Annotated in this window: 7 protein-coding genes; all 7 read left to right on the forward strand. The window is 46.0% G+C overall.

Annotated features, from left to right (window positions below; translation table 11 throughout):
* The first annotated feature begins 35 nt into the window (after positions 1–35).
* The 7 genes from K1Y79_RS17285 to K1Y79_RS29420 all read left to right on the forward strand — a co-directional run bounded on the left by K1Y79_RS17285 (position 36) and on the right by K1Y79_RS29420 (position 14,798).
* The gene (locus K1Y79_RS17285) at positions 36–806 is read left to right on the forward strand and encodes a DeoR/GlpR family DNA-binding transcription regulator (protein ID WP_220251417.1); all 771 of its coding nucleotides are present in this window, start codon (positions 36–38) and stop codon (positions 804–806) included.
* 627 nt (positions 807–1,433) lie between these two features.
* The gene (gene gltB, locus K1Y79_RS17290) at positions 1,434–5,963 is read left to right on the forward strand and encodes a glutamate synthase large subunit (RefSeq protein WP_220251418.1); all 4,530 of its coding nucleotides are present in this window, start codon (positions 1,434–1,436) and stop codon (positions 5,961–5,963) included.
* Positions 5,964–5,996: 33 nt separating this feature from the next.
* Positions 5,997–7,472 carry a glutamate synthase subunit beta gene (locus K1Y79_RS17295; RefSeq protein WP_220251419.1) on the forward strand — a complete coding sequence of 492 codons (1,476 nt, stop codon included), beginning with the start codon at positions 5,997–5,999 and terminating at the stop codon, positions 7,470–7,472.
* Between the two features lie 171 nt (positions 7,473–7,643).
* A complete protein-coding gene (locus K1Y79_RS17300) occupies positions 7,644–8,231 on the forward strand; it encodes a hypothetical protein (RefSeq protein ID WP_220251420.1) in 588 nt (195 codons plus the stop codon).
* A gap of 75 nt (positions 8,232–8,306) precedes the next feature.
* Entirely contained in the window at positions 8,307–8,894 is a 588-nt protein-coding gene (locus K1Y79_RS17305) for a hypothetical protein (RefSeq protein WP_220251421.1), read from the forward strand.
* 8 nt (positions 8,895–8,902) lie between these two features.
* A complete protein-coding gene (locus K1Y79_RS17310; RefSeq protein ID WP_220251422.1) occupies positions 8,903–9,544 on the forward strand; it encodes a hypothetical protein in 642 nt (213 codons plus the stop codon).
* A gap of 181 nt (positions 9,545–9,725) precedes the next feature.
* Positions 9,726–14,798: a translocation/assembly module TamB domain-containing protein gene (locus K1Y79_RS29420; protein WP_220251423.1), complete on the forward strand. Its 5,073-nt coding sequence runs from the start codon at positions 9,726–9,728 to the stop codon at positions 14,796–14,798.

The following is a 14,798-nucleotide window of genomic DNA, read 5'->3' on the forward strand; positions in this document are numbered from 1 at the left end:
TGCTTTTTTCTACAACTGCTAATTTTTTTACGCATATGTCAATGATCAATATTGCAGAAAGACACAAATACATTCTGGACCGGTTAGCTGAGAAGGGGTATGTGAATGTGGTGGACCTCTGCAAAGAACTGGATGTTTCCGGTGTTACCATCCGTAAAGACCTCAAACTGCTCGAAGACAAATCCCTCTTATTCCGTTCGCATGGGGGTGCTACAGTCAACAATCCGTACATTAATGATAAACCAGTTAATGAGAAGGAAAAGCTGCGCCGGGAAGAGAAGAACAACATTGCCCTGGCTGCGGCAGCGATGATTGCACCGAACGATGCGATTATTATATCATCAGGTACAACTGCGCTGGCCCTGGCGAGAAATGTACATCCGAAAGGCCATCTGACCGTTATTACACCTGCCCTGAACGTTGCACAGGAATTGCTGCGGCATCCAGAGATTGAAGTATTGCAATTAGGCGGTATCGTGAGAAACAGTTCTTCTTCAGTAACAGGCACTTATGCGGAGCGTATCCTTGCAGATTTTTCCTGCTCGAAGTTATTTTTAGGATTAGAAGGGATTGATATAGAATTTGGCCTGACCACGACCAATCTGATGGAAGCACAGCTGAATGCGCGTATGGTTACGGCTGCGCAGAAGACGATTGTGCTGGCAGATTCTTCTAAGTTTGGCAGGCGCGGATTCGGAAAGATCTGTGAACTGGAGGATGTGGATGAAATAATTACTGATAGCGGCATATCGGGACATGTAGTAAAAGCGCTCGAAGAAATGGGCATCAATGTCACGATTGTTTAAATAATACGAAGAGGGAAGGCGGCCAGCCTTCCTTTTTTTATGCATTATGGTGGCCGTATTTCCACGATCAGCGCAGAACCGGCACCTTATTATGTAAGAGCTGTAAGTACTGCTTTTGGCCCCTGCAAATAGCAGCCAAGGGTATTCTATGTCCTGAATGACCCTCATTTAATCCTTTTCCTGTTTTGGACGAACAAGGGACGAACTAGCGACGAACAAACCCCGTAACTTTCACGAATACTCATACAAATATCCTGGTGCTGGGATATTGCTGTAATATTTATTAAATTAGTATTGGTGAGCATTGCTTGTACAAGATAATTTGTAAGCCAGGCTGATTGTTATAACACCTTTCTGGTACTTTACCCTCAACACATTAAACATTTTTACCAGTCAACAGGTTACCAGGATACCTTAAAAAGGCCACTTCCATCATCGCGCATTATTTAATTCTAACAAACACCTATACTTTTTTAATCTTTTCTAAATTTTTGGTGTTATACAAAAACTTTCCTAAAAAATACCGGCTTCCTTTAGTATCTTTATACCGTTCCCGAAACAATTACGGTACCTCAACCGCCACGAGAGAAGCGGGGAAGGTGTGCCAAGGTCAAAAAATCTAAACGAATGCAAGAAGTGAAGCAATTGCAAGGACTGTATCACCCGGATTTTGAGCATGATGCATGCGGAACAGGCTTTACTGCCCACATCAAGGGCCGTAAATCGCATCAGATCGTCCGGGATGCGCTGACCATGTTGGAAAACATGGAACACCGTGGTGCATGTGGTTATGAACAGAACACCGGTGATGGAGCAGGTATCCTGATTCAGTTACCACATGAGTTCCTGTACGATGAATGCCTGAAAATAGGCTTTAGCCTCCCGGAATTTGGAAAGTACGGTGTAGGTATGATTTTCTTTCCGAAGGAACCTCGCTGGCGTGAAGAATGCCGTGAGATACTGAACCGTGCGGCCGAGAAACTGGGACTGGATATTCTGGGTTACCGTAAGGTGCCAGTACGTCCTGATGGCATTGGTGAAGGTGCCCTTTCGGTAGAACCGGAAATTGAGCAGGTTTTTATTGCCTGTCCATACCATATTACAGATAATGACACTTTTGAACGCAAACTCTTTGTACTGCGTAACTACGTTTCCAAAACAGTTCGTAACACAGTACCAAAAGAGAAGGCGCTCTTCTATATTCCTTCCCTGTCTACAAAAACGATCGTTTACAAAGGTCAGCTGACAACCTACCAGGTACGTCACTATTATGCCGACCTGAGTGATGAGAAGATGGTATCTGCATTTGCGCTGATACACTCCCGTTTTGCAACCAACACGTTCCCGAGCTGGCGTCTGGCTCACCCTTACCGCTACATTGCGCATAATGGTGAGATCAATACCCTGAAAGGTAACCTGAACTGGTTAAGAGCAGGTGAGAAAGACTTTGTATCTAAATACTTCTCACAGGAAGAAATGGATATGCTGTTGCCACTGGTAGAAGAAGGTCAGTCTGACTCTGCCAGCCTTGACAACGTCGTTGAACTGCTGATGCTCACAGGCCGTTCCCTGCCACATGTAATGATGATGCTGATCCCGGAAGCATGGGACGGTAACGATGACATGGACCCGGTGAAAAAAGCATTCTACGAATACCATGCATCCCTCATGGAACCATGGGACGGTCCTGCATGTATCTCCTTCACTGACGGTAAGATCATAGGTGGCACCCTTGACCGTAACGGTCTTCGCCCTGCCCGCTTTGTCATCACCAAAGATGACCGTGTGATCATGGCATCTGAAGCAGGTGTACTGCCGGTAGATCCTAAAAATGTAAAAGAGAAAGGCCGCCTGCAGCCTGGTAAAATGTTCATCGTAGACATGGAACAGGGCCGTATTATCGGCGATGAGGAGCTGAAGCAGAGCATCTGTTCACAGCAACCTTACGGCGAGTGGCTGAATAAATATAAGATCCGCCTGGAAGAGCTGTCTGAACCAAGAGTAACCTTTACTCACCTGGAGCATGAACAAATCTTCAAATACCAGCGCGCTTTTGGGTATTCTATTGAAGACCTGAATACCATCATCGCCCCAATGGCGCTGGATGGTAAAGAGCCTATAGGATCCATGGGTACAGATGCGCCACTGGCTATCCTCAGCGATCAGCCACAGCACCTGACCAGCTACTTCAAACAGCTGTTTGCACAGGTAACCAACCCACCGATCGATCCGATCCGCGAAAGACTGGTTATGTCCCTGGCTACCTACGTAGGTAACAATGGTAACCTGCTCGACGAAGACCCGCTGCACTGTCATGGTCTGGCCCTTCGCCACCCGATACTGACCAACTTTGAACTGGAAAAGATCCGTAGTATAGATACAGGACTGTTCCAGGCAAAAACCCTGCATACTTACTTCAGAGCTGACGGTAAACCCGGTTCTATGGAGAAAGGCCTCCAACGCCTGTGCCGTTACGCAGTAGATGCAGTAGAAGATGGTTTTGAAGTGATCATCCTTTCTGACAGGGCGATCGACTCTGAGCACGCGGCTATTCCTTCCATCCTGGCAGCATCTGCAGTACACCACCACCTCATCCGTAAAGGATATCGTGGTCAGGTAGGACTGATAGTAGAAGCCGGAGATGTTTGGGAAGTGCATCACTTTGCCTGTCTGCTGGGCTTTGGCGTAACAGCTATCAACCCGTATCTGGCACTGAGCACTATCCGCGACATGAAACTGACAGATAAACTGGAAACAGACCTGGATGTAGATAAACTGAAAAAGAACTATATCAAGGCCGTATGTGATGGTTTGCTGAAAGTGTTCTCTAAAATGGGTATCTCTACCCTCCAGTCTTATCAGGGAGCACAGATATTTGAAATATTAGGTATCAACCGCCAGGTGGTAGACAAATACTTCACCGGAGCCGTATCCCGTATACAGGGGATGGGCCTCGACGAAATTGCCCGCGAGACACTGGCTAAGCACTGGATGGGATATGGCCGTAAGGAAACTCCGGTTCAGCGCCTGACTACCGGCGGTCTGTATCAGTGGAAGAGAAAAGGAGAGTTCCACCTCTTCAATCCTACCACTATCCACCTGTTGCAGTACGCTACCCGTATGGGAGACTATAATACCTTCAAAAAGTATTCTAAAGCGGTGAACGACCAGAGTGAAAAAGCAGCTACCCTGCGTAGTCTTTTCACTTTCAAACGTACCCGTCCTTCCGTACCATTAGAAGAAGTAGAATCTGCTGAAAGCATCCTGAAGCGTTTTGCTACCGGTGCGATGAGCTTTGGTTCTATCTCTCACGAAGCACACTCCACACTGGCCATCGCTATGAACCGTATCGGTGCAAAAAGCAATACCGGTGAAGGTGGAGAAGATGAACTGCGTTATGAGCAATTACCTAATGGTGATAGCATGCGCTCTTCCATCAAACAGGTAGCGAGCGCCCGTTTTGGTGTGACAAGCAACTACTTAACTAATGCGGACGAGCTCCAGATCAAGATGGCCCAGGGTGCGAAACCCGGTGAAGGCGGACAGCTGCCTGGCCATAAAGTTGATGAATGGATTGCAAAAGTGCGTCACTCCACACCAGGTGTGGGTCTGATTTCACCTCCTCCGCACCACGATATTTATTCCATCGAAGACCTGGCACAGCTGATCTTTGACCTGAAGAACGCTAACCGTGCAGCACGTATCAGTGTGAAGCTGGTATCCAAAGCAGGCGTAGGTACAATCGCTGCGGGCGTTGCTAAAGCGAAAGCAGATGTAGTACTGATTGCTGGTCATGACGGTGGTACAGGTGCTTCTCCGATCAGCTCTATCAAACATGCAGGTTTGCCATGGGAACTGGGTCTGGCTGAAACACATCAGACACTGGTGAAGAATAAACTGCGTAGCCGCGTAGTCGTTCAGACTGACGGTCAGCTGAAAACAGGCCGCGACATTGCTATCGCTACCTTACTGGGTGCGGAAGAATGGGGTGTAGCTACAGCTGCCCTGGTGGTAGAAGGCTGTATCATGATGCGTAAGTGTCACCTGAATACCTGCCCTGTTGGCGTAGCCACCCAGGATGCAGAACTGCGTAAGCGCTTCAATGGTAATGCTGATCACGTAGTGAATCTCTTTAAATTCCTGGTAGAAGAACTGCGTGAAATTATGGCAGATCTTGGTTTCCGCAAGATCACTGAAATGGTGGGCCAGGTAGATAGCCTCCAGTTACGTGAGAACATTACACACTGGAAGTATAAATCCCTGGATCTGTCTCCGATATTATATAAAGAACCAGCTGCTGAAGTAACAGGGCTGTTCAAACAGGAAGAACAGGATCACGGCATCAGCGAAGTGATTGACTGGAGACTGCTCAAAGCAGCACAGCCGGCACTTGAGAAGAAAGCACGTGTGTTCCAGCAGTTCCCTGTGAGAAATACAGACAGGGCAATCGGTACCATCCTTAGTAACGAAATATCTAAACGTTATGGTGGACCAGGCCTTCCGGAAGATACGATCCACTATAAGTTCGTAGGTTCTGCCGGCCAGAGCTTCGGTGCTTTTAATACCAAAGGTGTGACGCTGGAACTGGAAGGTGAAGCAAACGACTACTTTGGTAAAGGGCTCTCCGGCGCTAAACTGATACTGTATCCATCTCCTGAAGCTGGTTTTAAGGCAGAAGAGAATATTATCGCAGGAAACGTTGCCTTATATGGCGCTACTTCCGGCGAGGCCTATATCCGTGGCAAAGCAGGTGAACGTTTCTGCGTTCGTAACTCCGGCGCAACCATTGTAACAGAAGGCGTAGGCGATCACGGTTGTGAATACATGACTGGTGGTAAGGCAGTTATTCTGGGCGAGACAGGCCGCAACTTCGGTGCAGGTATGAGTGGTGGTATTGCTTATGTGTATGATGTTAAAGGTGTGTTTGCAGGACGTTGTAACAAGGACATGATTGATCTTGATCCGCTGGATCAGGATGATGCAGCCGACTTACAGGATCTGATCACCAAGCATCATGCTTACACAAACAGTACTGTGGCCAAATTCATACTGAAAGACTGGGAAAATCAGCTGCGTCATTTCGTGAAAGTATTCCCTAAGGAGTACAAAGCTGTGGTGACAGCCAGCAAAGCCGGCGCACAGAAAGTAGAGAAGTAGTAACATTCTAACACCACCTAACGAAGAAGACAAATGGGCAAACCAACAGGATTCCTGGAATTTACCCGGGAGCTGCCGGGCAAATCTCCCGCTAAGGAAAGAGTCCAGCACTATAATGAATTTGTAGAGAAATATTCAGACTCAAAGCTGAATGAACAGTCTGCACGTTGCATGAACTGCGGCGTACCATTCTGCCACAGCGGTTGTCCGCTGGGTAACGTGATCCCTGAGTTCAACGATGCGGTGTATCACAAAGACTGGAAAGAAGCCTACGAAATCCTGACAAGTACCAATAACTTCCCGGAATTTACAGGTCGTATCTGTCCTGCACCTTGCGAGAGTGCCTGCGTACTTGGTATCAATCAGCCTCCAGTGGCTATTGAGGAAATAGAACGTCACATCATTGAAATAGCTTTCGATAAAGGACTCGTACAGGCTAAAACGCCAAGAGTACGTACCGGTAAGAAAGTTGCCGTAATAGGCTCAGGTCCTGCAGGACTGGCGGCCGCTGCACAGCTGAACTATGCCGGTCATAACGTAACGGTATTTGAAAGAGATGATGCACCGGGTGGACTGCTGCGCTATGGTATTCCCGACTTCAAACTGGAGAAATGGGTGATCGACCGTCGTGTTAAACTGATGGAAGAAGAAGGTATTGTATTCCAGTGTAACGCTAACGTAGGAGTGAATGTAAGTGTGAATGACCTGCTGCGTGAATACAATGCAATCGTACTGGCAGGTGGTTCTACAGTACCCCGCGACTTGGGTATCCCTGGCCGTCAGCTGAAAGGTGTTCATTTTGCAATGGACTTCCTCAAGCAGCAAAATAAACGTGTAGGGCAGCGGGAAGTACAGGCAGAAGATATCCTGGCTACCGGCAAGAACGTTATTGTAATAGGTGGTGGCGATACAGGCTCTGACTGCGTAGGTACCTCCAACCGCCATGGCGCAATTGGCGTTACCCAACTGGAGCTGTTGCCAAAACCGCCAGGTGAACGTACTACGTATATGCCGTGGCCAACTTATCCTATGGTATTGAAAACTTCTTCCTCTCATGAAGAAGGTGCTACCCGCGAATGGGCTATCGGCACGAAAGAGTTTGTAGGCGATGCAGATGGTAATCTGAAAGGATTAAAGATAGTAAGGCTTGAATGGGCATTAGGTCCTGATGGCAGACCAGGCAGCTTTAAGGAAGTTCCCGGTACTGAACAGGAGATCCCTTGTGAACTGGCATTCCTGGCTATGGGCTTCCTGCATCCACAGCATGTTGGCTTACTGGATGAACTAGGTGTAGACAGAGATGAGCGTGGTAATGTGAAAGCTACAGAAAAAGCCTACCAGACATCTATCTCTAAAGTGTTTACCGCAGGAGATATGCGCCGTGGCCAGTCACTGGTGGTATGGGCCATCAGTGAAGGACGTGAGTGTGCAAGAAAAGTAGACGAGTTCCTGATGGGCGCATCTCAACTTGAAAGTAAAGATCATTCTCTTCAGGCAATGGCTGTATAACCCATCTGCCGCGGAAGAGCTCAAATTATAATCTAAGAGTCTCATAAGCAGGTTTAGATTTTGTTGTAACCTTCAGCCGGGCCGGGTCTTTACCCGGCCTTTTGTATACCGGAAGTTGTCGCCTGGGAATTTCCATATCTTTGATGCAGCAACTATACATGCTGTACACCTATGAGAGCACTATTATTGTCCCTGATTGCCGGATTATTCCTCCTGCCGGCCTATTCCCAGCCAAGAACAAAACTCAGACTCAATGTTAACGAAGACAAGCTGGATTCCGTTAAACACTATCATAAACTGCTGATTGTAGGCGAAGGAAATATGCAGGCACGTATGTACGTGCAAAGCCTGTCAGAACAACTGAGCAAAGCCTTGAAAAAGCAGGAGATCGAATGTAAATATGAATACCTGGGCGATAGCGATAAAAATAATATAGCCGCAGCACTGGAGAAAGCCAAATCATGGTCTCCCGATGCTATACTGCGCTTTATACCAGCGCAAAGCAGCGAGCAAACAAAGCAACATATCATCGCCACAGAAAATGATCCGAATAACCGGATGTACCGGTATGTGGACCGCTCTAACTCATTATATCTCACCAACGCCTTCGATATCATCCTGAATGACCAGGCAGATCCTCGTGTATGGTCTGCCAGGCTATCCACAGTGATAGAGGCTGGGCAGCCCACTATATACAAACGGATCAGTAAGATGATCATAACAGGCATGATCAAACAGAACATTTTTCCAAAATCATAACAGCAAGAAGCTGGTTATTCGTCAATTATCATTGTATATCTTTGTTTATCAGATTTTTATTCTCCCTTACCTTTTATGAAAGTAGTAGTATTATTATTGTTAGTCTGCCTGTTTACCACAAGAGTACAGGCACAATTAACAGAAATTCAGTTGAACCCTATTGAGCAGTTGCAGGACAGTTTAAAGCACTATCATAGGATATTAATTGTAGGTGATGGAAACTACATGAACCGCACGCTTGTCAATAACCTGGGCAATGAATTGGTAAAAGCCCTCCAACAAAAGAAGATTGAATGCCAGTATCAATACCTTGGAGACAAGAGCAAGACAGATATTAAGGCAGCACTGAAACAGGCAGAGCGCTGGGAGCATGACGCGGTGTTACAGATCAGTCCCATTTCGAGTGAGGTGAATGGATCAACAATAGGCGTAAGTGCTGACGCCATTGTAGGGACACTTTTATTTCCGGGAACTATACCTTTGTTAGGTAATGGCGGCGCTTATGTAAGAGACGACCTGGATATCTCTCTGCGGGAAAATACTACAGACGTCTGGTTTGGCCGTCTCACCGTACAGGCAAAGATGGGTAAGAAGTCAATATTCAAAAAGATCCGGAAAGCTATATTCGCCGACATGGAAAGGCAAAACGTGCTTGATTTATAACTACTGACATGCTAAAAGCAGTACATTTGTTATCTATGAGGCAGTTGGTATTTCTATTTATGTTCTGCACAACAATAGTGCATTACAGCTCCGCACAGGTAGGCAATACAGTTTACGATACGCGTCAGTATAAGAAAGGCGTGTATAAGACTTTCAAAGAGTTCAGATCAAATAATCCCTCCATCACGGGATCCCTGGTAGTAAAGAACAAAACGGCAGCAGCACAGGTATACCTGTTGGCATCTCCTAATGAGCTGAGAATCATTGACTCAACAGGGCAGGAGCAGAAAGTGAAAAAGTATTGGGGCTATTCTGATGGTACAGCCATCTATATTAAAGATAATGGCCTGAATAAATTAGAGGAGATTGGGTACTATTGCATCTATAAAGTGAACGCTATCACCTCAGTTCCGGTAAACAGGGCTACAGGTGGGATGGTATTTGAGAATACACCGCCTCCAGCAGCAGATAAGCGGGTGCTTAACCTGGCAACCGGCGATGTATATGATCTTACAATGTTTAATTTGCGCCGGTATATCCTTCCCCAGGATACGACCTTGTTGCGTGAGTTTATGGAAGATAAACAGAATAAGACCAGACTGGTGTATTATATACAGAAATTCAACAAGCGTAACACACCAAATTGGTGATATTCCGTCAATAATATTGATATACAGCTTCTTAAAATCAAAGCGTCTTGTGAGTAACAGGACGCTTTTTTTTATGTGTAGACGCCTCAGCAGGTATAGTATTTGTTTGTTTAACACCGTACAACAGAAGTGCCCTAAAGCGTTTTATTTCAGTAATTTACTGTAAGTAACCTTTTTCATAGTGACAGATCAATCTACAAACGAAGAAAAACATCATGGTCGTCCCTGGTGGCGATGGTTATTGTGGGCGCTTGTCGTCCTATTGATACTCCCTGTTATGGCGGTATTGCTTTTACAATTGCATCCTGTGCAGGACTTTATACGCCGGCAGGGGGAACAATACCTGAAAAAGAAACTCCATACCCAGGTCAAGATCGGCTATTTACGTATGCGTGGCTGGCAGTATCTGGAGCTCCGCGATGTATATGTTGCAGACACCTCCTCAAAAGCCTTGCTATATTCCGAATCCCTTAAAGTACGCTACAACTTGTTGGCATTTCTCAACAATGAGTTACAGGTGAACGGTCTCGATTGGGATTCTGTACTTGTTAACGTATACCGTAATCAGGGCGACAGCACATTTAACTACCAGTTTATTCAGGACGCATTTGTATCAAAAGATACGATCCCTGATACATTATCTGCAGAGACAGGTACTACCTTACAATTTAATATTAAGGATGTCAACCTCAGTAAACTGCGCCTGCGCTTTGCTGATGCAGAAGGAGGGATGAATGCTGTATTATATCTGCAATCCTTACATATAGACCCGGATGATTTGCTGCTGGACGAAGGCTTGTACGCCTTCAGAGGTATTGAGGTGAACGGACTTAAAGGGCTGTATACCCAGGCTTATCGTCCGAAGGCAGTAACAGCAGCACCGCCGCCGCCCGTGCCTGCTGATACCGCAGGAACACCGTTCCACCTGCTGCTTAAAAAACTTCAGATCAAAAACAGTTCATTCCTTTATGCAGACGAGGCTAGCGGTCTCTCTACAGTGTGGAGGATTGGTAATCTGCAGTTGTTAAATTCAAGCATAGACATGGATTCTACGCTGGTACAACTGGATGGTTTACAGCTTGGTAACACCGCAGGGGTATTTACATTATCCGCAGCAAAAGATACCTCCGCGCCACTTCCAACTGATAGTACAGCCCCCAATACCTGGAAGGTACTGGCTACCAAGGCGGAGATGGAGCATGTAGACTTCAAATTTGACAATAACACTGCTCCGGCTCCAAGAGGTGCTGGCAGCGACCCTGACTATAATCACCTCTTCCTCTATAACTTCAACACCGCAGTTTCTAATATTATCTATCAGCCAGACACTATAAAGGCTGTGTTGAAGAAACTGGAAGTAAGAGAAAAATCAGGCTTTGCGGTGAAACAGGGCCGTTTTGACGTATTGTTCACCCCACAGTCTCTGGCTCTGCAGAACCTTTTGCTGCAAACCAATAAAACTGTACTACGCAAAGAGATAGCTGTAACGGTTCCTTCATGGGCTACCATGGCAGACAATCTCGACTTGCTGCAGTTAAAAGCCAACATCGACTCTTCTCATATCTCTCTGGGAGAGTGGTTACCGTTTGTACCAGATTCCCGCAAGAATCCTTCAATGAAACCATTGTGGGACAAAGAAATAGATATCACGACTGTCCTAAAGGGTAGTCTTGGTAAACTGATCATTGAAACACTGCGTGTAGCAGACAACAAAGGCAACCGCATACGCACAAATGGTGAAATTGCTCATGCTGCCGATCCGGAGAAAGTTGCTGCTAACTTACCGGATATTTATATTGAATCCGGTAACAAACCATTACGCTCCTGGTTACCTCCGGGTACTATGCCGGATACACCACGCCTCCCTGAACATCTTGTTATTACCGGCAACTTGCTAGGCGGCATGCAGGATCTTAAAACACAGCTTCAACTAACAAGCAGTTCTGCCAACGCCAAGCTCGCTGCACACCTGGTTAATATTACAGACAGTATCCGTGCCCGCTACGATGTGAATCTGTCATCCTTCAAAGTACACCCTGGTGTACTGATGTACGATACCTCTATGGGTTGGATAAGCGGAAGGGCATCAGCTGCCGGCCAGGGATATACCTTCCCAGGCATGATCGCCAGGGCTGCTGTATACCTTGATGCTGCCACCTACAACGGATATACTTACCGTGGTGTAAAAGTGAATGGTGATATTGACAAACAACAGTTACACGCAGAAGGCGAAAGCACAGATACCAGTGTAACTATGGCTTTTGATGTGAACGCTGTACTCAATGATACCAGTATCAGTTCTTTACAGGCTAATCTGAAAATGGATAAAGCCGATCTGTATACAACCAATTGGTATAGTCAGCCAATGATGCTGAAAGGTAACCTTGCCGCAGACTTCGCCAGTCTTGATCCGAAGAGGCTGGAAGGTAAGGCCTTCCTCGACGGATGGCAGGTAGCCACAAACGGACAGGTGTTCCCAATTGATACTGTGGCGCTTACTGCCAGCTATCAGGACCAGCAATATCTATCACTGACAGGGCCGTTTGGCTATATCAATGCCAACGGACAAATAGATTATACCAAAGTTGGTGGTGCTTTTGGCCAGTTGATTAACAAGCCGTTACAACCATATGACAGTGCCAAACTGGTAAAGCTTCCTGCTGGACAGATACTTCAATGGAATGCCGCTATATCCTGGCCACGCAGCCTGAAAAATATGCTTCCTTACCTGCGTATGGAACAACCATTGATTATTACCGGCCGTCTAAACTCAGACAGTAGCCTGGTTGCCTTAAACGCATCCCTGCTTAAACTGACCTACGACTCTATCAGAGTAGATAGCGTGAATATCACCGCCCAGATACAAGATACCTCGCTGGAAGCGATGGTGGATATAGCCAAACTATATCATCCAGTCGCACCATTGAACCATACACAGATAAAGGCAGGCGCAGAAGCAGGAAAGGTAGAATGGGACCTGCTGCTGGACGATATCAAGCGAAATCCTAAATACAAACTTGGTGGCTATGTGACATTCCTGCCAGCTAACGCAATGGATCTTGCGCTGAAGACAGACCTGTTACTTAACAAACAGCAATGGAAAGTGAATGAAGGTAACCATATCCATATCATTGATGGTGGTCCGGATACTGCTCAGATGAAATTGTCTTACCAGGATCAATCTATTGAAATACAGACACTGAGAGATAGTACCAAAGGTAAATTGCCTCCGCTGAAAGCTACTATAAAAGACTTTAAATTATCAACAATCACAGCACTGCTTTCTGCAGATACATTACTAGCGAACGGTACCTTGAATGCAGAAGCACTGGCACGTAATCTTGATCAGTCTCCGCTGATTAACAGCCAGGTAAAAATAGATTCGCTTGTATTCCGTGGTACCTCTGTTGGTACACTGGATGCAAATGTAGAAACACCTCAGCCAGGACAGTATAAGCTGGCCGCTAACCTGACCGGTAACCAGAATGATGTGAAGGTGGACGGTACCTACGATTCTACTATCAACGCTACTGTCAATATCAATAACCTGAACATGGCTTCTATTGAGGCCTTTACCTTCGGGAATGTAGACCGGATGCACGGTAGTGCAGATGGTAGGTTTACAATAACCGGTACTGCCGCTAACCCTAAAATATTGGGTAACCTTCACTTTAACAATGCAGGTGGTACAATTACTTACGTTGGTACGCCATTAACGCTGCCTGATGAGACAATCTCTCTGGACGAAAGAGGCCTTGGCTTCAACCAGTTTGTTATCGCAGATAGTCTCGGTAATGAGATGGTTGTGAATGGACGTGTAAATACCCGTGACTTCACTAATTACAACTTCAACCTCACTGTTAACTCTGACAATTTCATGGTGCTGGGTGAGCAACAGAATCCTGACCAGTTATATTATGGTCCTGCATTCATTGACACCCGTATCTCGGTAAGAGGCAACATGGACCTGCCAAGAGTAGATGCCAATGTTAAACTGAGAGATAAATCCAAAGTAACAATTACCCTTCCATCTGAAGAACCAGGTGTGGCAAACAGGGAAGGGGTGATGGTATTTGTGGATAAGTCTAATCCTATAGACTCCTCAATGATCAAGGTGGCAGATAGCCTGCGTTTTCAGAATCCACGCCTGAAAGGCATCAACCTTTCCGGTAATGCTGAAATCACTCCGGAATCTATTATTAGGATTATTATTGACCCTGTGAATGGTGATTTTGTGGAAGCGCAGGGTACTGCAAATGTGAACGCAACCCTGGATGCCAGTAGCAAAATGAGCCTGACCGGCCGCTACGAAATATCTGAAGGTAAGTATGAAATGTCGCTGAACCAGCTCATCAAACGCTCTTTCAGCATTGAGAAAGGTAGTACAATTACTTTCAGCGGTGATGCTATGGACGCAGACCTGGATATTACTGCCCGCTATACAGTTAATGCAACAGCAGCTGACCTGGTACAAGACCAGTTGTCCAACCCCAATATGTCTGAAACTGATAGGAACAGGTATCGCCAGAAACTGCCCTTCTATGTATATCTGCGTATCAAAGGACAGATGCTGAAACCGGAAATATCCTTTGAACTGGATATGCCGGAAGCTGAACAAAATGCCTTTAACGGAAGTGTGTATAACCGCCTGAAACAGATCAATCAGATACCGTCAGAGTTAAATAAGCAGGTAATGGGCTTGCTGGTACTTAACCAGTTCATTCCTGAAGATCCTTTGGCAGGCGATGGCGGTGGTAGCGGAGACTTTGGTGTGAGCAATATGGCCCGCCAGAGTGTGAGCAAGATCCTTTCACAACAGTTAAATAACCTGGCTGGAAACCTCATTAAGGGTGTAGATCTGAACTTTGATGTTGAGTCAAGAGAAGACTATTCAACAGGCGCTGCCCGGGAAACGACTAATCTTAAAGTTGGTGCTTCTAAAAAACTGTTCAATGAAAGACTGTCAGTGTCCGTAGGCTCAAATGTCATGTTGGAAGGTGAGAATCGCGCAAATCCATCTTCACTCGTAGGCGATATTTCCATAGAATATAAACTAACAAAAGACGGCAGATATCGTGTAAGGGTATATCAACGCAACGATAACAGCACAGTAATCGAAGGCCAGATTATCGAAACAGGCGTTGCCTTTGCACTGATTATGGATTATGATGAGTTTAGGGAAATATTCCAAAGGGCTAAAAGCCAGCAGAAATCTGAAAAACTCCGCAATAAGAAAACCGTGACTAAAAAATAA

Source organism: Chitinophaga rhizophila (assembly GCF_019492185.1).
Taxonomy (GTDB): domain Bacteria; phylum Bacteroidota; class Bacteroidia; order Chitinophagales; family Chitinophagaceae; genus Chitinophaga; species Chitinophaga rhizophila.

Bases quoted from the DNA above. Each gene is read 5' to 3' on its own strand.
- K1Y79_RS17305 (WP_220251421.1), top strand. From the start codon at position 8,307: ATGAAAGTAGTAGTATTATTATTGTTAGTCTGCCTGTTTACCACAAGA.
- K1Y79_RS17300 (WP_220251420.1), top strand. From the start codon at position 7,644: ATGAGAGCACTATTATTGTCCCTGATTGCCGGATTATTCCTCCTGCCG.
- gltB (WP_220251418.1), top strand. From the start codon at position 1,434: ATGCAAGAAGTGAAGCAATTGCAAGGACTGTATCACCCGGATTTTGAG.
- K1Y79_RS17310 (WP_220251422.1), top strand. From the start codon at position 8,903: ATGCTAAAAGCAGTACATTTGTTATCTATGAGGCAGTTGGTATTTCTA.
- K1Y79_RS17285 (WP_220251417.1), top strand. From the start codon at position 36: ATGTCAATGATCAATATTGCAGAAAGACACAAATACATTCTGGACCGG.
- K1Y79_RS17295 (WP_220251419.1), top strand. From the start codon at position 5,997: ATGGGCAAACCAACAGGATTCCTGGAATTTACCCGGGAGCTGCCGGGC.